The 26,782-nt window shown below is 39.3% G+C and carries 11 protein-coding genes; 8 read left to right on the forward strand and 3 right to left on the reverse strand.

The window, feature by feature from the left end; genetic code table 11:
* Positions 1 to 957 precede the first annotated feature (957 nt).
* From ANA_RS04860 to ANA_RS04885, 6 genes are all read left to right on the forward strand, one after another.
* The gene (locus ANA_RS04860; protein ID WP_015078939.1) at positions 958 to 9,324 is read left to right on the forward strand and encodes a non-ribosomal peptide synthetase; all 8,367 of its coding nucleotides are present in this window, start codon (positions 958 to 960) and stop codon (positions 9,322 to 9,324) included.
* A gap of 17 nt (positions 9,325 to 9,341) precedes the next feature.
* A complete protein-coding gene (locus ANA_RS04865) occupies positions 9,342 to 15,743 on the forward strand; it encodes a non-ribosomal peptide synthetase (protein ID WP_015078940.1) in 6,402 nt (2,133 codons plus the stop codon).
* Positions 15,740 to 19,594, forward strand: coding sequence for a non-ribosomal peptide synthetase (locus ANA_RS04870; RefSeq protein ID WP_015078941.1), 3,855 nt, complete (start codon positions 15,740 to 15,742; stop codon positions 19,592 to 19,594). Before ANA_RS04865 ends, ANA_RS04870 begins: the two co-directional genes overlap by 4 nt.
* A gap of 516 nt (positions 19,595 to 20,110) precedes the next feature.
* The gene (locus ANA_RS04875; RefSeq protein WP_015078942.1) at positions 20,111 to 21,253 is read left to right on the forward strand and encodes an IS4-like element ISAsp10 family transposase; all 1,143 of its coding nucleotides are present in this window, start codon (positions 20,111 to 20,113) and stop codon (positions 21,251 to 21,253) included.
* 45 nt (positions 21,254 to 21,298) lie between these two features.
* Positions 21,299 to 22,351, forward strand: coding sequence for a dipeptide epimerase (locus ANA_RS04880; RefSeq protein WP_015078943.1), 1,053 nt, complete (start codon positions 21,299 to 21,301; stop codon positions 22,349 to 22,351).
* A complete protein-coding gene (locus tag ANA_RS04885) occupies positions 22,335 to 23,381 on the forward strand; it encodes a DUF1611 domain-containing protein (protein ID WP_015078944.1) in 1,047 nt (348 codons plus the stop codon). Before ANA_RS04880 ends, ANA_RS04885 begins: the two co-directional genes overlap by 17 nt.
* Before the next feature lie 100 nt (positions 23,382 to 23,481).
* Here the strand turns inward: ANA_RS04885 and cobM are convergent, their stop codons facing one another.
* The 3 genes from cobM to ANA_RS25630 form a co-directional block, all read right to left on the reverse strand.
* A complete protein-coding gene (gene cobM, locus ANA_RS04890) occupies positions 23,482 to 24,321 on the reverse strand; it encodes a precorrin-4 C(11)-methyltransferase (protein WP_015078945.1) in 840 nt (279 codons plus the stop codon).
* Positions 24,322 to 24,445: 124 nt separating this feature from the next.
* Entirely contained in the window at positions 24,446 to 25,321 is an 876-nt protein-coding gene (gene lgt, locus ANA_RS04895; protein WP_015078946.1) for a prolipoprotein diacylglyceryl transferase, read from the reverse strand.
* 10 nt (positions 25,322 to 25,331) lie between these two features.
* Positions 25,332 to 25,541, reverse strand: coding sequence for a hypothetical protein (locus ANA_RS25630; protein ID WP_200863841.1), 210 nt, complete (start codon positions 25,539 to 25,541; stop codon positions 25,332 to 25,334).
* 22 nt (positions 25,542 to 25,563) lie between these two features.
* Between ANA_RS25630 and coaD the strand changes: the two genes are divergently transcribed.
* Together coaD and ANA_RS04905 are read left to right on the forward strand one after the other, a co-directional pair.
* Positions 25,564 to 26,097: a pantetheine-phosphate adenylyltransferase gene (gene coaD / locus ANA_RS04900; protein ID WP_015078948.1), complete on the forward strand. Its 534-nt coding sequence runs from the start codon at positions 25,564 to 25,566 to the stop codon at positions 26,095 to 26,097.
* The gene (locus tag ANA_RS04905; RefSeq protein ID WP_041457704.1) at positions 26,025 to 26,738 is read left to right on the forward strand and encodes a DivIVA domain-containing protein; all 714 of its coding nucleotides are present in this window, start codon (positions 26,025 to 26,027) and stop codon (positions 26,736 to 26,738) included. The genes coaD and ANA_RS04905 overlap by 73 nt, the downstream gene beginning before the upstream one ends.
* The last annotated feature ends 44 nt before the right edge of the window (positions 26,739 to 26,782 follow it).

A 26,782-nucleotide genomic window follows, 5' to 3' on the forward strand; every position in this document is an offset into this window, starting at 1 on the left:
ATTGTAGAAATATTGTTTGAAATGCAATTTGTGCCGCGATGCCCCAATGCGCCAAAATGTAAGCAAAAAGTCAAAAGAAGTAGGGGAGCAGAGGGGAGAGACTGGGACAAAGCTTGTATCCCGTCCCAAGCCAAGCGCCCTGGAAGGGCGGGGCTTCTTACCCATGCTCCGCAACGCTTGTCGCAGAGAGGAAGGGCTTGCTCTCCCTGCTAGAAAGCCCCCTTCCCCTCTGCCTTTTCGGTGAGGGTACAAACCAACGATAAACTCCTAGTGGTCTGTCAAGCAAAAAATTGTGAGTTTGAGGGAAAATAGAGATGTAAGTAGTATTACTTGCTAAACCAATCATTTAATATAGATAAACTTTGTAAATTCTATTCTTAAGTTCTGTATAGATATTTATAGTATAGTAAAGGTAAAATCTAGTGATCGCTGCTGGAACTGCCATGAATCAAAAAGAAAACTAAGTTTGATGGGGAGATGCTCGTGTGAGCGATCCCTACTTAAAAAAAATTTACAATGCAGTTAATTGCAAGCAAATCTATCTATACAAGCATTTTGGCTGTCACTTAAATTCCAGGGTGAAAAATAAATGAAATTTTTTCTTAATTACCTATTGTATCCAAAACGCTTATGCTGTAAATTTAACATTTAAGGCTCTATACCAATTCTCTATGAAACTAGCACTTAATAAGTTCCTCTTTTTTCTTAGCCTTAAAATTTTTGAACCCGCGTAGGCGTGTTGTATCTGTGTAGCCAAGCCAGTGCGGTGGTGAGCCATCACTGCGGGAGAATTTACCGCCATAAAGCATCTGGCGCGCAAATTTAGTCACCAAGGCTTAAACAATATCACACTAATTACTATCTTGAATTAGTCAGAACTTGAATTAGTCAAAAAATATGTGACTAATAGTGGAATTTTAATGTAAAAAAATATCATCTAAATTTTTGGAGAAGTTTATGGACGTGATAGAAACACATCTTGTTTCAATAGATTATCAAATTCGACAACTGCGAGAAATCCAGCCAGTCACAACTTTATTTAATATTGGAATTCAAAATAAAATAGAAAAACAAGACAAAATAATTGATATTATATCTATAGAGCTACGCGATAAAATATATAATTTAACTACTAATTCTCCTGTTAATAACCTAGCTTTATATCTATCAGTTATTAAATTTTTAATATTTAAATATACTGCTCAAGAACAATTTATTGTAGCAACGGGAGCTTTGAACCTAGACAAGTCTAATAGCTTAATATTCTCCAGATTTGACAAACAAAAGCTTATTTCATTTAAGGATTTACTTAAAATAACTCGCAGTAATCTCCAAGAAGGATACCGTTACCAAAATTATGATGTAGACAGTCTTGTAGAAACGTTTATTGCCAGAGGCGGAAATCCAGCAGCGGTTTTTGATATTGCCCTAATCCACAAGGGATTATGCAGTCACAGTTCTTTGTTAAACAACTTTCAATTAGTCTTTGAAATTGATGCTCAAGATACTTCTGTTTCTGTAACTTTCCCAAAAGATGCTTTTAGTGCAGATTTTGTTCAGAGAATGCTGGCACATTTTCGGCAAATTATAGAAACTGTTACAGTTAATCCTGATTGTAAATTGTCAGAAATTGATATATTAACAACAGAAGAACGTAATCAATTAATTAGAAAATGGAATAATACAGAGATCCAATATTCCCAAAAATGCATCCATCAACTATTTGAAGAGCAAGTAGAGCGTAGCCCCGATGCAATAGCAGTAGTATTTGACAATCAGCAATTAACCTATCGCCATTTAAATGAGCGGGCTAATCAGTTAGCGCACTATTTGCAAAAATTAGGTGTAAAACCAGAATTACTAGTAGGTATTTGCATAGAGCGTTCCCTAGAAATGATAGTGGGACTGTTGGGAATTTTAAAAGCTGGAGGAGCGTATGTACCATTAGACCCTAGCTATCCCAAAGAACGCTTGAGTTATATGCTTGAAGATACGGGGGTGAAAGTTTTGCTCACCCAGCGTTCGCTTACTGAACTCTTACCAGAGAATCAAGCGATTGTAGTGTCTTTGGATGGAGATTGGCAAGTTATAGCTCAAGAGAATCAGAACAATCTCAACAGTGGCGTGAAAGGAGAGAACTTAGCTTATGTAATTTATACCTCTGGCTCTACAGGTAAGCCAAAGGGAGCAATGAATACCCATAAAGGCATTAGTAATCGCTTAGTGTGGATGCAGAATACTTATCAGTTAACATCCAGCGATCGCATTCTCCAAAAAACTCCCTTCAGTTTCGATGTTTCAGTATGGGAATTCTTTTGGCCGTTATTGGCAGGTGCAACTTTGGTAGTGGTGAAACCTCAAGGGCATAAAGATAATACTTACTTAATCAAGCTGATACAACAGCAACAAATTACGACAATCCATTTTGTGCCTTCGATGCTGCGAGTGTTTCTGCAAGAACCAAGCTTAGAAAATTGCAGTTGCTTAAAGCGAGTGATTTGTAGTGGAGAAGCACTACCTTATGAACTGACACAACGTTTTTTTGAGCGGTTAAACTGCGAACTACACAATCTCTATGGACCAACAGAAGCAGCAATTGATGTCACATTTTGGCATTGTTTACCACAGATTCAACAGCAGATAGTTCCCATTGGTCGTCCCATTGCCAACACCCAAATTTACATCCTCGATCAATATTTGCAACCAGTTCCAGTTGGTATAGCAGGAGAATTACATATCGGTGGTGTGGGTTTAGCCCGTGGCTACCTTAACCGTCCTGAATTAACTTCTCACAAATTCATTTCTCATTCCTTCGGTGATGGCAAATTATATAAAACAGGTGATTTAGCTCGCTATTTACCCGATGGCAATATTGAATTTCTCGGTCGTATCGACCACCAAGTTAAGATTCGCGGCTTCCGCATTGAACTAGGAGAAATCGAGACTGTACTCAGCCACCACCCAGCAGTAGAACAGTCTATAGTTATAGTTCACGAGGAAGAAACTGGACATAAAAGCCTCATTGCTTACATCGTCGGAAATTCTCAACCCAGCGATGCTGTTGAGCATAACCAAGAAGTAAATTTATTTGACGAACAAATATTGCAATGGCAAATGCTCTACAACCAGACTTACAGCCAAGCTAACCTAGAGCCAGACCCGATGTTTAATATAGTCGGCTGGAACAGTAGCTACACAGGTCAGCCAATTCCAGCAGTACAAATGCGTGATTGGCTAAACGACAAAGTTGAGACAATTCTTGCCCAGCAACCAAATCGAGTCCTTGAAATTGGTTGTGGAACAGGACTAATTTTATTCCAAATTGCTCCGTACTGCCGCCATTATTGGGGAACAGACATCTCATCAAGGGGACTAGACTACATTCAGCAGCACTTGAGCAAACCAGAGTCACAACTGCACCATGTGAATCTATCGCAGCGTCCAGCAGATAATTTTGAGGGTTTAGAGGCACAAGGATTTGACACCATCATCCTTAACTCAGTTGTGCAGTACTTCCCCCATATTGATTATTTGTTGCGTGTCTTAGAAGGAGCAGTGAATACAGTCGCCCCTGGAGGCTGTATTTTCCTGGGAGATGTGCGGAATCTGCAATTACTAGAAGCTTTCCACACCTCTGTAGAACTGCATAAAGCTTCGCCCGATTTATCTGTAGCCCAATGGCAACAGCAGGTGCAGAGGCGAATTGCCCAAGAAAATGAACTGCTGATTGACCCAGCCTTCTTTGCGGCTATTCAACAGCGTTTTCCCCAAATTACTCATGTGCAGATCCATCTACAACGAGGTCAGCACCATAACGAACTGACTCAATTTCGTTATAACGTCCTACTGTATGTGGGAACTACGGTGGATGTCCCCCATGATATTCAGTGGTTGGACTGGCAGAACCAAAAACTTACATTGGCTATGGTACAACATCTGCTAGCAGAGGCGAAACCTGAGATACTGGGCATTACACGGTTACTAAATCCACGATTAATTAAACCTTTAAAAACCTTAGAATTACTGAAAAATCCTCACAAATTCCAGACAGTGAGCCAATTGCGTCAGGACATAGATGCGATTTCTCCAGAGGCAGGAGTAGAACTTGATGACTTATATGCTTTAGCTGAGGCTTTGTCTTATTCTTTAGTTGTTAGTTGGTCAGACTCTAGTGTCTTAGGCTATTACGATGTCATCTTTGTGCAACACCAAAGTCAGGCAAAAGTCCCTCTGAGAGTCTTCACTCCTACAAACGGTCAAGCCAAACCCTTGCATGACTGGCAATTTTATGCGAACCAGCCCTTACAGCCAAGGTTGAACCGTCAACTCATACCCCAACTGCGTAGTTATTTAGAATCACGTCTACCAGAGTACATGATGCCAAATGCTTTCGTCATGTTGGATGCTATACCACTGACAGCCAATGGCAAAATCGACCGTCGTGCCTTACCATCTCTAGAACAAATCCGTCTCGAGTTGGCAAACACCTATGTTGCGCCATGTACTCCCATTGAAGAAATATTAGCTGTAATTTGGGCTGAAGTTCTGGGGATCGAACAGGTGGGTATCCATGACAACTTTTTTGAACTAGGAGGAGACTCAATTCGGGGTATCCAAGTGATCGCCAAAGCTAAACAAATTGGCTTCGATTTTTCTCTACCACAGCTATTACAATATCAGACAATCCAAGAATTGGCTGGTTTAGTTAGCCGCGAACTGGGTTTTTTACCCACACCAAAAACAGAAGCCTTCAGCCTCATCTCTGACGAACAGCGCCTAAATTTGCCAGAGGATGTAGAAGATGCCTATCCGCTTGCAGCACTACAGGCAGGGATGATCTTCCACAGTGAGTATAGTAATGATGTCTCGATCTACCACGATGTCTTTACTTATTACATTCGAGCCACTCTTGACCCCCAGGCTTTACACAGTGCCATTCAACAGGTAGTAAATCGTCATCCGGTGCTACGTACCAGCTTTGTTCTGACTGACTACAAGCAGCCACTACAACTGGTTCATCAACAAGTAGATGTTCCTTTAAAGGTAGACGATCTCAGCCATTTATCGACTACTGAACAAGAAGTATCGCTTGATGCCTGGATTGAACAAGAGAAAAAACGACATTTTGATTGGGGTGTTCCGCCTTTACTACGCTTTTATGTTCATCGCCGCACCTCTGAGACATTTAATTTAACTTTGAGCTTCCACCACTCTATTCTTGACGGCTGGAGTGAGGCCTCGTTGCTCACTGAATTATTGCAACAATATTTATATCTTCTAGGTAAAGACGTTCTTCCTCTGTCAGCACCACCCACAATTACCTTTCGAGATTTTGTCGCATTAGAGCAAACAACTCTTCATACTCAAGAATGCCAAAAATATTGGCAAAAGCAACTCAGCGACATCATTATTACCAAACTGCCACGGTGGTCAAAGTCGAACGCTGCCACTAAAAATTGCGATTTGCCAGTTTCTATATCTTCTAGAGTTTCTCAGGGTTTAAAACAGTTAAGTAAAGCCACGGGAATACCTCTTAAAAGTGTTTTATTAGCGGCTCATTTAAGGGTATTGAGCTTATTAACTAACCAGACAGATATTATCACAGGTTTAGTATCTAATGGCAGACTAGAAGATACTGATGGAGAAAAAGTATTAGGGTTATTTCTTAATACTTTGCCATTGCGTTTAAAACTCCTTGGTGGCAGTTGGATAGACCTAGTAAGGCAGACCTTTGATGCTGAACGGGAATGCTTACCTTGGCGAAGATATCCCCTGGCTGAATTGCAACGGACTTTTGGTGGACAGCCCTTGTTTGAGACTGCGTTTAACTTTGTTCATTTCCACGTTTACCAAAGTATTATCGGTGTTAAAGATTTAGAAGTATTAGATGGTAAATTTTTTAATCAAACTAACTTTGCTTTACTAGCTAACTTTAGTCTCCATCCAATTTCTTACAAAGTAGAGTTTACCCTGAAATACGATCCCAGCCAATTCTGTAAAGAACAGATGAAAATGATTGGCGGATACTATCAAGAAGCTCTAACAGCAATGGCCAATCAATGGTCAGAACTATATGAAAAGCATTGTTTACTCTCAGATAAAGAACAGTATCAACTGTTAGTAGAATGGAATAATACCAAAGCTAACTATCCGCAAGACAAATGTATTCATCAGCTATTTGAAGAACAAGTAGAACGTAGTCCCAATGCAGTAGCGGTAGTATTTGAAAATCAACAATTAACCTATCAAGAGTTAAATGAGCAAGCTAATCAACTAGCCCATTATTTACAAACAAAAGGCGTAAAACCAGAAGTACTAGTAGGCATTTGTCTAGAGCGTTCCCCTCAAATGGTCGTAGGACTATTAGGCATTCTCAAGGCAGGTGGGGCATATGTACCATTAGATCCAACCTACCCAACACAGCGTCTAGAGATGATTTTGGCTGATTCCCAGGTATCGGTGTTACTCACACAACAGAAATTAGTGGCAAGATTACCTGAAAACAAAGCTGACATGGTGATATTAAATACAGATGGCGGGGACATTTCCTTAAAGAATAAGAAAAATCCTATCAGTCAGGTTAATTCTCGCAACTCGGCTTACGCAATTTATACTTCCGGCTCAACAGGCAAACCCAAAGGCGTAGTCATTGAGCATCACAGCACTATAACTCTCTTGTGTTGGGCAAAACAAGTCTTTACTACTGACGAACTAGCGGGTGTTTTGGCTTCAACTTCGATTTGTTTTGATTTGTCAGTCTTCGAGCTATTTGTACCCTTGGCTTGGGGAGGTAAGGTCATTCTGGCACAGAATGCCTTAGATTTACCTAGCTTACAAGCTCAAGAGGTGACATTAATTAATACAGTACCAACCGCGATCGCTCAACTGCTACAAATCAAGGGTATACCTAATTGTGTGCAAACAATTAACCTCGCAGGTGAACCATTATCAAATCAACTGGCACAGCAACTTTACCAGCAGGAAAATATTCAGCGAGTTTACAATCTCTACGGACCGTCCGAAGATACAACCTACTCAACATTTAGTTTGGTGCAAAAAGGGGCAATTAAGCAACCTAGTATTGGGCGACCAATTTCTAATACCCAAATCTACATTTTCAACCCCGATCTCCAACCTGTACCCATTGGTATTGTTGGGGAATTATACATTGGTGGGGAAGGTTTAGCCAGAGGCTACCTTAACCAACCCGAATTAACTTCCCAGAAATTCATTGCCAACCCCTTTGATAATTCCCAAAAATTGTATAAGACTGGGGATTTAGCTCGCTATTTACCGGATGGCAATATAGAATTTCTTGGTCGCATCGATAACCAAGTTAAACTTCGCGGCTTCCGCATTGAATTAGGAGAAGTTGAATCTGTCCTAGAAACTTATCCGCAAATTCAACAAGCAGTAGTCATGCTGCGGGAAGACACTCCTGGTAACAAACGACTGGTAGCTTATTTAGTCACACAGAACCAGTCTATAAGCATGAGTGATTTGCGCCGTTTCTTACAGCAGAAATTGCCAGATTACATAATTCCTTCCAGTTTCGTCATCTTGTCAACTTTGCCATTAACCCCCAATGGTAAGGTAGACCGCAAGATGTTACCTGCACCAGAAGCAGAACTGACACGAGAACAAGAGTTTGTTCCGCCACAGACACCTGTTGAGCAGATTTTAGCCACGATTTGGCAAGATGTCTTGGGAATTAAGCAAGTAAGTCGCTACGATAAATTCTTTGAAGTCGGTGGTGACTCCATCCTCAGTATTCAAGTAGTCGGTCGCGCTCGTCAAGCAGGAATCAAAATCACCCCACGACAAATATTCCAATATTCAACCCTTGCCGAACTAGCTGCTGTAGCTGATACTTGCACATTGATGTTGGTTCAACAGGGTTTAGTGACAGGATTTGTACCTCTAACTCCGATTCAACATTGGTTCTTTGAGCAAAATCGATCTGAACCGCACCATTTCAATCAATCAGTACTGCTGCAAATTCCCTCTGATCTCAAACCAGAGTTACTGTCCCAAGCTATTGGCAAATTATTAGAGCATCATGATGCTTTACGTTTGCGGTTTAGCTTTGAGGAAGGTGAATGGCAGCAAATCAACTATGGCATTTCTGATGAAGTACCTTTCCAAGTCATCGACTTATCCCAAACTCCTCAATCACAACTACCACAAATCTTAGAGCAAATAGCGACTATCCAACAGGCTAGCCTAAATCTCTCAGATGGGCCATTAATGAGAGTGGTATTGTTTCAATTAGGGAATAACCAAGATAGTCGATTACTGATCGTTATCCATCATCTAGCGGTCGATGGGGTCTCCTGGCGGATTTTACTAGAAGATTTGTTCACAGTTTACCAGCAGTTAAAACAACAAGAAACTATTCAACTGCCACCTAAGACCTTAGCTTTTAAAGAATGGGCTATGCTTTTGCAGGAATATGGGCAAGCTGAGGCAGTGCGATCGCAATTACATTACTGGTTAAAACAGCCTTGGTCTGAGGTAAATTCCCTACCAGTAGATGATCCCACAGGAAAACAAAACAACTCAGTAGCTAGTGCTGCTAATGTATTTGTTACTCTCAGTCAAGAACAAACTTGCGCCCTCTTGCAACAAGTTCCCTCTGCCTATAATACCCAAATTAACGAAGTGCTACTGACAGCTTTAGTGCAAACTTTGGCAAAATGGACAGGAAATTCCACAGTACTCATTGACCTAGAAGGGCATGGTCGAGAAGATATATTTGCAGATGTGGATGTATCTAGGACAGTAGGCTGGTTCACAAGCATATTTCCAGTAATATTGCAACTGCAAAATCAAAATCATTTGGGAGAGGCTCTCAAATCAATTAAAGAACAGTTGCGAGCTATTCCTCAACAAGGCATTAGCTATGGAATTTTACGTTATTTGAGTCAAAATCAAGAAATTAGTTTTCAAATAGCCGCACTACCATTCAGGGAAGTTAGTTTTAACTACTTGGGTCAATTCGACCAGGGACAATTACGAGGAATTGATTGGAAATTAGCTAGTGAATCTAAAGGAGCTAATCAAAGTCTGGAGGGGCATCGTACTCATCTATTAGAAATTACTGCCAGAGTAGTAGAAGGGCAGTTGCAAATTAACTGGAGCTACAGTCGCCACCTCCATCGACATTCTACAGTAGAATCACTCGTTCAGAAGTATCTCCAAGCTTTGCTCAAACTAATTGACCATTGTCTGTCTCCTGAAGTTGGGGGATACACTCCCTCTGATTTTCCAGTGGCGAACTTAAATCAACAGGAACTAGACGAAATTCTCGCGGAAATTGACTAAAGAGGATAGAAACGACAATGTTAGTTGAAAAATCTCAGAAAAACAAAAACGTAGAGTCAATTTATCCTCTCTCCCCCATGCAACAGGGGATGCTCTTTCATAGCATTTATGCTCCAGACTCAGGAGTTTATTGCAATCAAACGCTAATCACTATCTGTACAGACATTAACGTTATTGCTTTTAAACGAGCTTGGGAACAAGTCGTAGAACGCTACTCGGTGTTGCGGACTCTTTTTCTCTGGGAGAAGCGTCAACAACCTCTACAAGTAGTGCGAAAGCAGGTGGATTTACCTTGGAACTATCAAGATTGGCGAAACCTTTCCTCCATAGAGCAACAACAGCGTCTAGATTCTTTACTGCAAACAGAATATCAAGAAGGATTTCAACTCAATCAAGCACCTTTGATGCGCTGTACATTAATTCGGCTATCTGATCAAAGCTATAAATTTCTTTGGAATTGGCATCATATCCTGTTAGATGGTTGGTGCTTACCCATAATTTATAAAGAAGTTTTAACCTTCTATACTGCTTACTCTCAAGGTCAAAACTGCTATCTTCCTTCTCCTCGTCCTTATCAAGACTACATTATTTGGTTACAGCAGCAAGACTTATCTGTTGCGGAAATGTTTTGGCGGCGCACCCTTAAGGGCTTCACTGCTCCTACCCCACTAGTGGTAGACCGACCCCAGCTTAGTAACTCTGGAGTACAACCAACTTATCAAGAACAGGAATTGCATTTATCCCGCGCTACCACTAAAGGATTGCAATCTTTGGGTTTGCAATATGGTCTGACTTTATCAACTTTGATCCAAGCAGCCTGGGCTATTCTCCTCAGTCGCTACAGTGGAAGTGGAGAGTCTGAAGTTTTATTTGGTGTCACAGTTTCCGGTCGTCCTGCCAGTTTGCCGATGGTAGAAAACATGGTGGGGTTGTTTATTAATACCTTACCACTGCGAGTATCCACCCCCAAATCAGAATTAATTATACCTTGGCTACAACAATTGCAACAAAAGCAAGCAGAACTTCAGGAGTACACTTATAGTACTCTGGCAGAAGTACAAAACATGAGTGATGTACCACCAGGAGTTCCGTTATTTGAAAGCTTGGTAGTGTTTGAGAACTATCCTATGGATAGCTTGTCAGAGGAGCCAAATCAATTATTGCCAGTCAGCAAGGTGGAGAATTTTGAACAGACAAACTATCCTTTGACCGTAGCAGCAATACCCAAACAAGAGTTGCTCATAAAATTTAGTTACGATACTAGTCGTTTTACAGGCGACACAATTGTGCGGATGGCTGGTCATTTGCAGACCTTATTAACAGCGATTGTTGCTAATCCCCAGCAGCAGATAGCTGAACTACCGTTATTGACACAAGCAGAACGACATCAGTTATTGGTAGAGTGGAACGATACTCAGACTGACTATCCTTTAGATAAATGTATCCATCAACTATTTGAAGAACAAGTAGAACGCAACCCCAATGCAGTTGCAGTGATTTTTGAAGGTCAACAATTAACCTATCAACAATTAAATCAAAAAGCCAATCAATTAGCTCACTATTTGCGAACAAAAGGTGTAGAACCAGAAGTATTGGTGGGAATTTTTGTTGAGCGTTCAATAGAGATGCTAATCGGACTACTGGGAATTTTAAAGGCAGGGGGAGCTTATGTGCCTTTAGACCCTAGTTATCCGAGCGATCGCTTAATTTATATGCTAACTGATGCGGCAGTGTCAATTTTACTAACTCAGCAGTCTCTAGTAGACTCTTTAGAAGCAAATTCAGCCGAGGTGGTGTGTTTAGACCGTGATTGGCACATCATTGCTAATTATAGTCAACACAATCCCGTCAAATTGGTGAAAGCGGAAAATTTGGCTTATGTGATTTATACCTCTGGTTCTACAGGTAAGCCAAAGGGAGTGATGAATATCCATAAAGGTATTTGCAATAATTTATTGCGAACAATTGATACTTATCCGCTTATCGCAGGTGATTGCATCCTGCATATAGGTGTTTTAAGTTTTGATGTTTCAGTCTGGGAAATCTTCTGGTCTTTAACATCTGGCACTACTTTAGTAGTGGCTAAACCCGAAGGTCACAAAGATATAGCTTACCTGATTAATTTAATTGCTCAACAACAAGTTACTCAAGTATTTTTTGTTCCCTCAATGTTGCGAATTTTTCTGCAACAACCAAACTTAGAAAGTTGTCGTTGTTTAAAGCGAGTCTTTAGTGGTGCAGAAACACTATCTTATGAACTAACTCAACGATTCTTTGAGCGATTGGACTGTGAATTACATAATCTTTATGGCCCAACAGAAGCAGCAGTTGATGCTACTTGCTGGCAGTGTCAGCCACAATCTAATTACCAGGTAATTCCCATTGGTCGCCCGATAGCTAATACTCAAACTTACATCCTCGATCAATATTTACAACCAGTTCCCATTGGCATTGCTGGAGAATTACATATTGGGGGTGTACAATTAGCTAGAGGCTACCTCAACCAGCCAGAATTAACTAATGAAAGATTCATTTCTAATCCTTTTGGTGAAGGTAAATTATATAAAACTGGAGATAAGGCACGTTATCTAAGTGATGGAAATATAGAATATCTTGGTCGCATCGATCATCAAGTTAAACTACGAGGTTTACGTATTGAGTTAGGAGAAATAGAATTCCTTTTAGACACTCATCCCCAAGTAGAACAAACAGTTGTAGTTCTGCAAGCAGATACTTCTGAAAACCAACGCTTAGTAGCTTATGTAGTTAGAAAAAACTCATCATTGACTCCTAGCGAACTGCGTCGCTTCCTACAGCAGAAATTGCCAGCTTACATGATACCTTCAGCTTTTGTGGTCTTGTCAGAATTACCATTAAATCCTAATGGCAAGATAGACCGTCGAAAATTGCCTCAACCAGATGAAACATCGATAGTAGAATTACCATATTTACCTCCCCGCAATTCCTCAGAAAGGATTTTAGTAAGCATTTGGCAGCAAGTTCTGCAAGTATCAAAGGTGGGAGTGAATGATAACTTCTTTGATTTAGGAGGACACAGCCTTAAAGCAATTGCTCTAGTCAATCAGATTCAAGAAAAATTGGGTCTTTCTTTTCAAATCAAACAAGTATTTTTGCATCCGACAATAGCAGAACAAGCAGAGTTATTAACTGCTAGTACACCTATTAATGTTCAGGTAATTCCCCATTTATCTAAGCAAGAAAATTATGAAACATCTCATGCACAAAAACGTTTCTTTGTGTTGCAACAGATGGATCTAAACAATGTGGCTTATCATATTGTGTCTACACTCAAAATAAAAGGAAATTTTGACCCTGATGCCTTTGAAAAAGCAATGCAAGTTTTGATTGCTCGCCATGAAACATTGCGGACATCGTTTGTATTAATCAACGGTGAACCGAGGCAAAAGGTACTTGCACATAGTCCTTTTCATGTGGGATTTCAAGATTGGAGCAATCAACCTCATGCTGAAAGCCACATCCTAGAAATTATTAAACAATCCCAAGAACCTTTCGATTTAGAAAATAGCCCACTTTTACGAGCTAATATTTATAAGCTCCCAGAGCAACAATATATTCTGTGCATGGAAATCCATCATATTATTTGTGATGGCTGGTCGATGGATTTATTAGCTAAAGAATGCTTAAAATATTACAATTACTTTGTTAAAGGCTTACAGCCAAATCCAGATAAATTGTCTATACAATACAAAGATTATGCAGCATGGCAAGCTAATATTTTACGCAGTGATGAGTATAGAAAAAACTTAGATTACTGGCGGCAAAAACTTGATAATGGGCAAATACCCCGCATTCACTTACCTACAGATTTTCAACGACCTTCTATTAAGACTTTCAATGGTTCACATTTAAGCTGGACATTCAAACCAGAAATAGTCTGTGGGTTGCGAGGGATTTGTCAACAAAGAGAAAGCACTTTGTTTATGGCACTATTAACAGCAGTAAAAGTATTACTGTATCGCTACAGTGGTCAACACGATATTTCCATTGGTACAGAAATTGCCACTCGCAACCATCCTCAACTGCAATCTTTAATCGGTTTATTTCTGAATACACTAGTTCTGCGTGACCAAATAGAGCCAGAACAAGGTTATAAAAATTTGCTTGCACAAGTTCGTCAAACTGTTACCGAAGCATTTGAACACGCTGATTACCCGTTTGATATTTTGGTAGAAGAACTAGCAATTTCTAAAGAGATTAACCGTACACCATTGTTTGATGTGTTATTACTTCTACAAAATTTTGGTCAACCTATAGCTATAGAAGAATTACAAATCAAATCCCTAAATTCACTAACTCCTACCAGTAAATTTGACCTGTCTTTTGTATTTATTGAGCAAAACGAGCAACTCAGGTTAGATTTAATTTACAATACAGATTTATTCCAAGCGGAGAGGATGCAAAAATGTCTGAGCCATTTCGATAAGTTGCTTACCGAAATGCTAAACAATCCTAGCCAACCAATCTGTAAAATTTCTCTTTTATCTCCAACAGAAACCGCTTTTTTTGAAAGTTTTATTCAACCAATTCCTCGCTTAGAAAGACGCACAGTAATCCATGATTTTATCGAGCAAGTAAGAGCTTTACCAGACAAAACATCTATTATTTATTCTCAGGGAGAATTAAGCTATCTGGAATTAGATACACTTACTAACTCTTGGGCTAACATCTTTAAATATTTAGGCATTCAAAAGGATAATATTTGTGGCGTAATTCTTGAAGGAGATTATCGTCAAGTATTAGCAATGTTAGCGGTATTTAAGGCTGGGGGAATTTATTTACCTCTGCGTTTGGATGAACCAGAAGAACGCTCTTTACGCATGATGAGCAAAACATCCCCCACGATGATAGTAGTCGATTCCGAGAATTTAGATATTATCAAACCTCGATTAGCATTATTACCAAAACCACCTCAAATATTGGTGATAAATGCCCATGAAATTCAGCAATACTATCAATGGGATGGCACAAATTATCAATGCTTGCTTGTAGAAGCAAATCATGATAAAAAAGTTCTAATTATGCCTGACGCAGATGATTCTAACTATATTATGTTTACCTCTGGATCAACAGGTGAACCCAAAGCTATACTTGGTAGTCACGGCAGTTTGCGTCACTTCATCAATTGGGAAAAATTAGAATTTGGAATTAATTCTAATTGGCGCTGTCTCCAAATCGCACAAATTAATTTTGATGCTTATCTTAGGGAAACTCTTGTAACTTTATGTTCTGGAGGAACTCTTTATATTCCTGATAGCACAGACCGCGAAGATTTAGAAAAGTTATTACTGCGGTTAGGAGAATGGCAGATTAACTTACTGCACACTGTTCCTTCGGTGATGCGCCTATTTTTAAAGATTGGTCGCAATTTAACCAATGCTGATCAATTACTCAAGAATTTACGAGTTTTGGTATTGGGAGGAGAACCTTTATTTGTCAAAGAACTGCGTGAATGGCATCAAGTTTTTGGTTCTCAGACAGAATTTGTCAATATTTATGGTGCAAGTGAAACCACCTTTGTCAAACATTTTCATCGGATTCCTGACCCGAATAAAATTACTTATGCCAGAGTTCCTGGAGGTAAAACATTGCCAGAGGCGGCGTTTGCAGTGATTGATGGGACTCGTCCTTGTGCTGTAGGAGAAGTGGGAGAAATTTTCGTCAAGTCACCTTATTTAACAAAAGGCTATTACCAAGACCAAAGATTAACCAATTCTGTTTTTATACCCAATCCTTTGAATCATGGGGCTGATATAGTTTATTGCACAGGAGACTTGGGACGACTGCTACCGGATTTAACGGTGGAAGTGATAGGACGCAGTGATAAGCAAGTGAAGTTGAATGGAGTACGGATTGAGTTGGGAGAAATTGAAGATGCACTAGCTGCTATTGATGGTGTAGAAAAAGCACTGGTAATTGCTGAGGAAAAAGAAGAATTAGTGACAGTTATTGCATATTATCAGGCAAAGAATGCTATAAATCATCAACATATTAGCAGCCAATTAAAACAAGTTTTACCGATTTATATGCAGCCAAATCATTTGATGCAGTTGGCAGATTTTCCGTTATTACCAAATGGCAAAATCAATCGTCTAGGACTACCAAAAGCAGAAGCAAATATTGCTCAAACAAGTCATCAAATTACTAGCTTTAATCCACAAGAAGCTTTATTAGCCTCCATTTGGACTGAATTATTGGAGGTAGAGGTGAGTGATACTAATCAGTCATTTTTTGAGCTAGGAGGAAATAGTTTAAAGGCCATGCGCTTAGTGTCGCACATACGTAACCAATTCGGAGTTGCATTGCGATTGCGAGAAATTTTTACTCAAAACACTTTAAAAGCACAAGCTGATTTGATTCAATTACGACAAGAAAAATGATAAATTCACTACCGAATCAACAATATTATGAAGTATCCCACGCTCAAAGGCGGATGTGGATTCTGCACCATATAAGTGAATATTCTAGTGCTTACAATATTAGGTTGGCAATGAGAATTAATGGCAGCTTAGATATTGCCGCATTCACAGCAGCTTTTCAACAAATTGTAAACCGCCATGAAATTTTGCGTACTACTTTTACAAATATCGCAGGTAGCATTCAGCAAATTGTACATGAAGAAGTGCCTAAAGAACAGTTAGTAGTATTTAGAGATTTAAGAGAACAAAAGGATGCTGAAACAATAGCTGATAGCTTGATTCAAGAATCAGCAAACTCGCGTTTTGATTTAGAGAAATTACATTTGATGCGAGTTTTGTTAGTGCAGATAAAGCCAGAGGAATTTTTGTTTGGTTTGACTATACACCATATTATTGGGGATGCGCGATCGCTCGACATCATTTTTCAAGAGTTCGTCACTTTATACTCTGCTTGCACGCAACAAAAAACTGCCGCTTTACCTGCACTACCATTGCAATATAAGGATTATACAGCATGGCAAAATCAGTGGTTAGAAAGTGAGGAGGCAAAAGAACAATGTAATTATTGGTGCGATCGCTTTGCTGGAGAACCACCCATCCTCAACTTACCTACCGACTTTCCTAGACCACAATTTAAATCTTCTCAAGCTGGTATATATACTTATAATTTTAGTCAGAGTCTAAGCGAAAAATTACGCTCTTTTGCTGCTGGGAATCATACAACTTTATTTATTACCCTCTTAACTTTATTTAAAATATTACTCCATCGCTACACCGGACAGCATGATTTAGTCATTGGTATACCTATTTCTGGACGTAATCATCCAGACCTAGAAAATCAAATTGGCTTTTATGTTAACACTCTAGCTTTAAGAACTTTACTCCCAAAAGTGGGAACTTTTCAACAAGCATTAGCAGAAGTGACAAATACTTGTCTTGATGCTTATGAGTATAATGAATATCCTTTTGATAAATTAGTATCTGCCCTTGATTTAGAACATGATTTAACACGAAATCCTTTATTTGATGTGATGTTTTCACTGCTTAGTAAAGACAGTAAAGCAGTGATAAAAATTCCTGGGATTGAACATCAAGCTTACCCACTAAAACCTCGAACTGCTCAATTCGATTTGAGTTGGAGTTTATTTGAAGATACCAACGATTTAAGATTGGTTATAGAATACGAACCGGATCTATTTCGAGAAGAGACGATCGCTAGAATGAGCGGTCACTTTTTACAAATTATTCAGGCAGTAGTCGAGAATCCTAATTGCCAATTGTCACAAATCAATTTACTAACTTCTGAAGAACTTTATCAGTTACTAATAGAATGGAATAACACAGAAGTCGCATATCCTCAAGATAAATGTATCCATGACCTATTTGAAGAACAAGTAGAACGCAACCCCAATGCAGTTGCAGTGATTTTTGAAGGTCAACAATTAACCTATCAACAATTAAATCAAAAAGCCAATCAATTAGCTCACTATTTGCGAACAAAAGGTGTAGAACCAGAAGTATTGGTGGGAATTTTTGTTGAGCGTTCAATAGAGATGCTAATCGGACTACTGGGAATTTTAAAGGCAGGGGGAGCTTATGTGCCTTTAGACCCTAGTTATCCGAATGATCGCTTAATTTATATGCTAACTGATGCGGCAGTGTCAATTTTACTAACCCAGCAGTCTCTAGTATACTCTTTACAAGCAAATTCAGCCGAGGTGGTGTGTTTAGACCGTGATTGGCACATCATTGCTAATTATAGTCAACACAATCCCGTCAAATTGGTGAAAGCGGAAAATTTGGCTTATGTGATTTATACCTCTGGTTCTACAGGTAAGCCAAAGGGAGTGATGATTACTCATCAGGGTATTTGCAATAACTTATTGCGAACAATTGATACTTATCCGCTTATCGCAGGTGATTGCATCCTGCATATAGGTGTTTTAAGTTTTGATGTTTCAGTCTGGGAGATATTTTGGTCTTTAACATCTGGCACTACTCTAGTAGTGGCTAAACCTGAAGGTCATAAAGATATCGCTTACTTGATTAATTTGATTGCTCAACAACAAGTCACTCAAGCATGTTTTGTTCCCTCAATGTTGCGAATTTTTCTGCAACAACCAAACTTAGAAAGTTGTCGTTATTTAAAGCGAGTCTTTAGTGGTGCAGAAACACTATCTTATGAACTAACTCAACGATTCTTTGAGCGATTGGACTGTGAATTACATAATCTTTACGGGCCAACGGAAACAGCAGTTGATGCCACTTGCTGGCAATGTCAGCCAGATTCTAACTGTCGAATAATTCCCATTGGTCGCCCGATAGCTAATACTCAAACTTACATCCTCGATCAATATTTGCAACCAGTTCCCATTGGCATTGCTGGAGAATTACATATTGGAGGTGTCTCTTTAGCTAGAGGCTACCTCAATCAACCAGAATTAACTAATGAAAAATTCATTTCTAATCCCTTTGGTGAAGGAAAATTATATAAAACTGGAGATTTAGCTCGTTACCTAAGTGATGGAAATATAGAATATCTTGGTCGCATCGATCATCAAGTCAAACTACGAGGTTTACGTATTGAGTTAGGAGAAATTGAATTTCTTTTAGATACTCATCCCCAAGTAGAACAAACAGTTGTCATTCTGCAAGCAAATACTTCTGAAAACCAACGCTTAGTAGCTTATGTAGTTAGAAAAAACTCATCATTGACTCCTAGCGAACTGCGTCGCTTCCTACAGCAGAAATTGCCAGCTTACATGATACCTTCAGCTTTTGTAGTCTTGTCAGAATTACCATTAAATCCTAATGGCAAGATAGACCGTCGAAAATTGCCTCAACCAGATGAAACATCGATAGTAGAATTACCATATTTACCTCCCCGCAATTCCTCAGAAAGGATTTTAGTAAGCATTTGGCAGCAAGTTCTGCAAGTATCAAAGGTGGGAGTGAATGATAACTTCTTTGATTTAGGTGGTCACTCATTACAAGCCATGAATTTGATGGCATTAATTTATCAAGAACTAGAAATTGAAATTCCTTTATCGATGATTTATGAAAAACCAACAGTAGCAGAATTGAGTAAATATATCATCTACGCTAAAGAGATGAATATCCAACCTAAAGAACGTCCTTATATAGTTTTTAATCAAGCACGAGAAAAAGCAGTTTTTATATTTCCGCCAGCTCTTGGTTTTGCCGCAGCTTACGCAAATTTAGCTGATTATTTAACAGATTATGCTATATATACTTTCAGATATATAGCCGATGAAGCAACTTTAGAAAAATATGCAGAATTGATAGACGACATAGCACCAAATCAAGACTTAAAATTGATGGGACATTCAGCAGGTGGTTTTTTGGCAATGTTGATGGCTCAAAAGTTAGAAAGTCGCGATCGCGTGGTTTCTGATGTGATTTTAATAGATACTTATCGAGGCGGTCGTGAAGCTCAACAAGCTGAAATGTCAGAAATTATAGAAGGCGTTGATACTTTCTTGTTAAATCCCAAACGTCAGGAATTGAGGCGTTACTTTATGGAGAATCAAAAATTACGCGATCTCACCTACAATCAAGTCTGGGAATACTTTAATTTTCTCTGGTATTCCGATTTAAAAAATGTGCAAATTAATGGCAATATTCATCTCATCCGTGCTGAAGGCAACTACGATTATGAAGATGATTGGATACAAGCTACAAGGGGACAACGAATCAATTATTATGCCCATGGTGTCCACCGAGAGATAATCGATCCCCCCTATCTCAATCAAAACGCCACTATTATTAATGCGATTCTTAGTCAGAATTGAGAATCTGAAAATTTAGAATAAGCTGTTACGCAGCTAAACTGAATAAACAGCATTACCTTTATTTTTAACTTTGCGCTCCCATTTACAGCACTTCCCCTTGTTATGAGGTACAGTAACAACAATTAGGTGATTTCTGAAAAAGAAATTACCAGCTAAAGAGGTTGAATAAAGATTTCCCATTTGGGTAAAAGTGGATTTCGCTGCAATCTAGATTCGTATCGGCTCAATAAATAGGGGTAACAGAGAAAAATAAGTGCAACGAGGTACACACAGTGTCATAGAATAGGAAACATGACGCAAAAAATTATTGAGAGTGACAAATCAATATCAGATTTACTGCAAACCATCGAGCCAAAAGGGATTGCAGACGAATCAATGCGTCATACAGTAGAGGTATTACTGAATCTAATCTGACGGGATGACGAAATAGTCTAAAAAGCTTATCGTATACAGATTATACAGATTTATGGTAAAAAAGATAGAAGCACTTTTCTCAATAAGGACTATCTATTGATAATGTTACCTGAATTCTACAAAACACACCTAAAAAATCAATTGAATCTGGCAGAGTATATCTTGCTCAAAATTATGATTATTCTGCTGCAATCACTGAAAAAAGTAAGTTTAGAAGCTTTGGCTACTGCTCTACCAATTCCGATTAAATTTGAAAGTAGGAAAAGAAAAATACAGAGATTTCTATCTTTACCAAACCTAACAATTGAGAAAATCTGGTTTCCGATTGTAAAAACATTTTTAGAAACATATTTGAAGGATGAAGAATTAATTTATGTAGTGATGGATAGGACGGCTTGGGGACGCATAAATTTATTCATGATTAGTATAGTTTGGGATCAAAGGGCATTTCCTGTATATTTTGAGTTATTGCCAAAGTTAGGCAGCAGTAACTTTGAGGAGCAATCACGAATATTGAAGAAAATTTTACCCATTTTTAATAACTATAAAATCTGCGGATTAGGTGATAGAGAATTTTGTTCTATAAAACTAGCAAATTGGTTAAAAGACCAGGGCTTATGCTTTTGTACAAGACTTAAAAAGAGTGAATTTGTAGAAATCAAAAAAGAAATTTGGGTGGATTTAAATAATCTAGGTTTATCACCAGGAGTTGCTTTCTTTTTAGCCGGAGTTAAAGTTACAAAAAAACATGGTTTTACAAGTTTTAATGTTGCCTGTAAATGGAAACGCAAGATATTAGGAGTAGCCCCAAAGGAAGGGTGGTTTATTTTAACTAATTTAGATAGTTTGGAATTAGCAATTTCCGCCTATAAGAAGCGATTTTGTATAGAAGAAATGTTCCGTGATTTTAGAAGTGGCGGTTATAATTTGGAAGACACAAAAGTTACAAATAATCGGTTAATATCTATAATTTTATTAATATCAATTGCTTATACGAGTGCCACAATACAAGGGCAAGAAATTAAACGCAAAGGTATCCAGAAATATATTGGTCGAGTGAAAGAATATGGACGTACAGAAAGAAGACATAGTAGTTTTTATATTGGATTATATGCCCAATCTTGGGTTAATTTCATAGATAATTGTAGGGAATTAGTTAGGTCACCATTGAGATTATCTCCTAATAAGTGGAAGTATTATCAACAGGGTGAGAGAGCTATGAGGCTTATTCTGTCTGCATCTTAACCATTTTCGTCATCCCGTCAGCACTATTCCCTATTGAATATATTTATGCAAATCAATTTTGAAACCTTTACTGTCAACAAACGATTTCCCCTCACCATTAGTCGCGGGACAACAGCACAAACAACAAATATCTGGTTACAAATTACCGCAGAAGGAATTACAGGTTGGGGAGAAGCATCACCTTTTGGTGTAGGCAACCACAGGCAATCTACCGAGAGAATCCAAGAAACTTTACAGCAAATCATACCTATTATTAAATCCTTTAGCCCTTGGCAACGACAGGAAATTGAGGCACTATTAGAACAAATGCAAATTCCGTCCGCAGTCAAAGCGGCAGTGGATATGGCATTACATGATTGGCTGGGAAAGCGTGTGAATTTGCCATTGTGGCAACTGTGGGGACTGGATAAAAATGTTATAGTGCCAACATCGGTAACAATTGGTATTAATTCTCCAGCAGGTGCAAGGGCAAGGACGCGAGATTGGTTACAATTTATGGATGTGCAGTTATTCAAGGTAAAATTAGGTTCAACCGAGGGAATAGAAGCAGATCAAAAAATGTTGTTGGCGGTACGGGAAGAAGCCGCCGGAAAAGATGTATTTGTTGATGCTAATGGAGGCTGGATTTTAACGGATGCTATTAATATGTGTAATTGGTTAGCTGATTTGGGAATTAAGTATGTTGAACAACCTTTAGTAAGAGGTGAAGAAGCAAATTTAGCCCAGTTAAAAAAACATTCTTCATTACCAATTTTTGTAGATGAAAGTTGCTTTACCAGTGCGGATATTCCCCAGTTAGCTAATTATGTAGATGGCATTAATATCAAATTAATGAAATCTGGGGGAATCACCGAAGCTATGCGAATGGTTCATACAGCCAAAGCCCACAATTTACAAGTCATGTTTGGCTGTTATTCTGATAGTTGTCTTGCTAATACCGCCGCTTTACAACTTGCACCACTGGCTGATTATTTGGATTTAGATAGTCACTTAAATCTAATTGATGATCCTTTTACTGGTGCTGTGGTAGAAAATGGGCGAGTTTTACCGAATAATTTACCTGGTTTGGGAGTGAAACATTGTGCGTCTGTCGCTTAATCAAAAAATAGCAATTCTTCTTCATGAGGGAATTACTGGAGTTCAGGGAAAAACAGGGTTATCAATTTTACGCTACAGCGAGTCCCCCATTGTAGCGGTGATTGACAGAGAAACTGTAGGTAAATCTTTAGTCGAGTTAACAGGTATTCAGCGAGATGTGCCAATTGTGGCATCTGTGACGGCAGCATTACAGTATAAACCGGAAGTTTTGGTAATTGGGATTGCGCCTAAAGGTGGTGCTGTTCCTGATGATTATTGGCTGGATATCAAAGATGCCCTGAAAGCGGGAATGTCTTTGGTAAATGGATTACATACACCAATGGCAAATATACCGGAATTAAATGCTCTCCTGAACCCAGGACAATTAATTTGGGATGTTCGCAAAGAGCCGGCTAATTTAGAGGTAGCATCAGGAATGGCGCAAACTTTACCCTGTAGACGGGTATTGACCGTGGGAACAGATATGGCCATTGGCAAAATGTCCACCAGTCTGGAATTACACCGGGTGGCTAAGTTACGGGGTATCCGTTCTAAGTTTTTGGCCACTGGTCAAACTGGGTTAATGTTAGAAGGGGAAGGGGTGGCTTTAGACGCGGTGCGGGTAGATTTTGCGGCTGGTGCGGTGGAACAGTTGGTAATGCGTTTTGGTCAACATTACGACATTTTGCAAATTGAGGGGCAGGGTTCTCTTTTACACCCTGGTTCAACGGCAACTTTACCGCTAATTCGGGGTTCTCAGCCTACACATTTAATATTGGTGCATCAAGCGGGACAAACTCACAACCGTAATAATCCTCATATACCGATTCCAGCTTTACCGGAAGTAATTCGGATGTATGAAATTGTTGCTAGTGGTGCGGGGGCTTTTCGTCCTGTTCCTGTGGTGGGAATTGCTTTGAATACTCGGAATTTGGGGGAAGTAGAGGCAAAAAATGCGATCGCTCAAACTATAGCAGAAACTAAGTTACCTTGTACAGATCCTGTTCGGTTTGGGGCTGGGTTGCTATTGGATGCTGTTATGCAGAGTTAATTTTTTTGCACGCAGAGGCGCAGAGGCACGGAGAGTAGGAGTTTTATTGCTGGTGGAGCTAATTTAAAATTCGTCAATTTAAACGAGATAAACTTTGCCTCTACATCCTCAATTCTGTTGTATCTGAACCAAGGCTATGTGATGAACGGAATAAATGATTATGTTCAGGATGATACAAGCGCGAGCGCCCACTTACTGGTAATAGTGCAGGACTAATCACATAAAGTGTCGTTCGGCGTAATTTCTCTTCATGAGTACAATTTGCCATTTGTGCTAAATTCACAACCCGGATTTTTTCATCTGGCCAGCCTAAGCGATAGCAAATTGCTACTGGAGTATCTGGATCATAATGTTCTAACAATTTCCCTTGGGCTTCAGTGATATGAGTCACACTGAGATATAAACATAAACTGGCACGATGTGCTGCTAAAGCTGCTAACTCTTCCGTATCTGGAACATGGGTACGGCCACTAATGCGAGTCAGGATGATAGTCTGCACTAAACCAGGCACAGTTAACTCTATCTTGAGTTTAGCTGCGGCAGCTTGAAAAGCACTGATACCAGGAATGACTTCAAAAGGAATATTAGCATCGGCTAATAGCTGCATTTGTTCATGAATAGCACTATACAGACTAGGATCACCAGAGTGTAATCTTACCACAGATTTATGCGATCGCACGGCATCAATCATCAGTGGTACAATTTCTTCCAAAGTCCGATTTGCTGTTTTGATAATTTCCGCATCTGGACGACAAACATCTAGAATTTGTTCGGGAATTAAAGAATCTGCAAATAAAATCACATCAGCCGCAGCTAACAACTTTTGCGCCCTAACCGTTAATAAATCAGGATCTCCCGGTCCAGCACCAACAATATAAACCCCAGGCTCTAAGGTATTTGGATACTTGAAAAAACTCAAATTATTAGTAGATTCACTCATTAATTTCCCCCTGCAAAACCCTGCAAAAAAACTTTTACCATTTCCCTAGTACCCTTCCGGATTCAGCCACTTTGCCTAGTAGAAATAGATGGTAGATGCACCCTGGTTAAGCCCTAGAGATTAATTACTCTGGGGCATTTTTTTCTCCATTCCCCCCAGCAACAACATCAGGTAAGGAACGCTTGAATATATATAGCCAAGCTAAACCAAATAATCCTAAAGTCATTCCCCCTAAACTTACCATTTGTGCCATCCGTAAAGGTCCTAGCATTAAGCTATCTGTGCGTAAACCTTCAATCCAAACCCGTCCCAAGCTATAAGCAACCCAGTAAACTAAAAATAACGTCCCTACTTTCAACCGGGGTTTTTTAGCTAAAGCTCGAAAAAACAAAGTTATTAACAATGCAAACACCATTAAATTCCACAACGATTCATAAAGAAAAGTGGGATGGAAATATTCAAAATTCACTAAATCCAAAGGACGACGATCTGAGGGAATATATAACTTCCAAGGTAAACTAGTTGGTCTGCCAAAAGCTTCCGAGTTGAAAAAATTTCCCCACCGACCAATTGCTTGCCCTAATATTAATGAAGGAGCAACCAAATCAGTCAATTGCCAAAAAGATACCTTATTCAGTCTAGCAAAAATTAACGCCGCGATCGCCCCGCCAATAATTGCCCCATGAATCGCAATACCCCCTTGCCAAATTGCAATTATCCGTTCTGGATGTTGAGAATATTCTGGCCATTGAAACAAAACATAATATAACCTAGCGGCGGGAATAGCTGCAATCACCAACCAAATTGATAAATCACTGATTAAATCGGGATTAACATGACGACGCTTGGCTAGGTATTGAGAAAGACTAACACCAATTAACACAGCAGAAGCAATCAACAACCCATACCAACGAATAACAATTGGTCCCAATTTAACCACAATCGGACCAGGGGAAGTAAATAAAAACCCCAACGGCAAAACAGAAAAATCCACTATCATACAAAATTACCTATAGGAGTATGAAATCTATGGAGATAAAACACAATAATATAGTACGCCTTCCTGACTTCCTGACTTCCTTCTTCCTCCTTCCTCCTTCCTCCTTCCTTCTTCCTTCTGACTCCTGACTCCTGACTCCTGACTCCTGACTCCTGACTCCTGACTCCTGACTCCTACCTCCTGTGTTAGATTTAATAAAGTTCTGTGGAAAATCCGTCAATATAATCACTTAAAATAACCTTGTGATTGCTATTTATCCTGGTAGTTTTGATCCCATCACCTTGGGACATTTAGACCTTATTCAGCGCAGTAGTCGCCTATTTGAACGAGTCATTGTTGCCGTCCTCCGCAATCCCCATAAAATGCCATTGTTTACAGTAGAGCAAAGATTAGAGCAAATTCGTCTAGCTACAAAACATTTACCAAATGTAGGAGTAGACAGCTTTGACGGTTTGACTGTAAAATATGCTCAAATGCAACAAGCGCAAGTTTTGTTACGGGGGTTAAGAGCGGTTTCTGACTTTGAGATTGAGCTACAAATGGCTCACACTAATAAAACATTGTCTACTCAGATCGAGACAGTTTTTCTGGCAACATCAAATGAGTATAGTTTTTTAAGTAGTAGTGTGGTAAAAGAGATTGCCAGGTTTGGTGGCTCTGTTGATCATCTTGTTCCCCCACACATTGCCCTAGATATATACCAATGCTACAACCAAAAATCCCTAGCCTCGAATCCAACTACAACGGCAACAATCCTCCCCCAAGAGAGTATGTGAATGGTATCCCCTCCATTGGTAATCCAGAACCAACAGCAGGGGTAGATATTCAGCAGGAACTCAACCGCTTAGAGGACATAGTTCTCTCTAGTTTGAGGATTCCCCTGACAGGACGAACTTTAATAGATGAAGATAAATTACTAGAACAACTTGATTTCATCCGTCTGTCTTTGCCAACGGTGTTTCAGGAAGCACTCGATATTTTGGCACAAAAGAATGAAATTCTTCTAGAAGCGGAAGAATATGGACAACAGGTTGTAGATGTAGCCCAAGCAAAAAGAGCGCAAATTTTGGCAGAAAGTGATATTGTCAGGCAAGCACAGCGGGAAGCTGACCAACTGCGGCGACAAGTGCAGGACGATTGTGAAACAATGATGCAAGACACTCTTGCAGAAATTGACCGTAAACGTCGCGCTTGTCAGCAAGAATTAGAAGAAATGCGTCAAACTGCAATTTCTCAAGCTGAAGAAATTGAAGATGGTGCTGATAAATACGCCGATAACGTTCTGGCTAATATTGAACAGGATATACAGGAAATGTTAAAAATTATTACTAATGGCCGCAAACAATTAAATTCTGCTAATGTCCCCAAAAATGGAGATCATCCCCAACAACGCCCCCATAATTCCAAAAAAAGATAGTATCACCTCGTTCCCAGTCTCTGACTGGGAATGCTATTACAGAG

Source organism: Anabaena sp. 90 (assembly GCF_000312705.1).
Classification (GTDB): Bacteria; Cyanobacteriota; Cyanobacteriia; order Cyanobacteriales; family Nostocaceae; genus Dolichospermum; species Dolichospermum lemmermannii.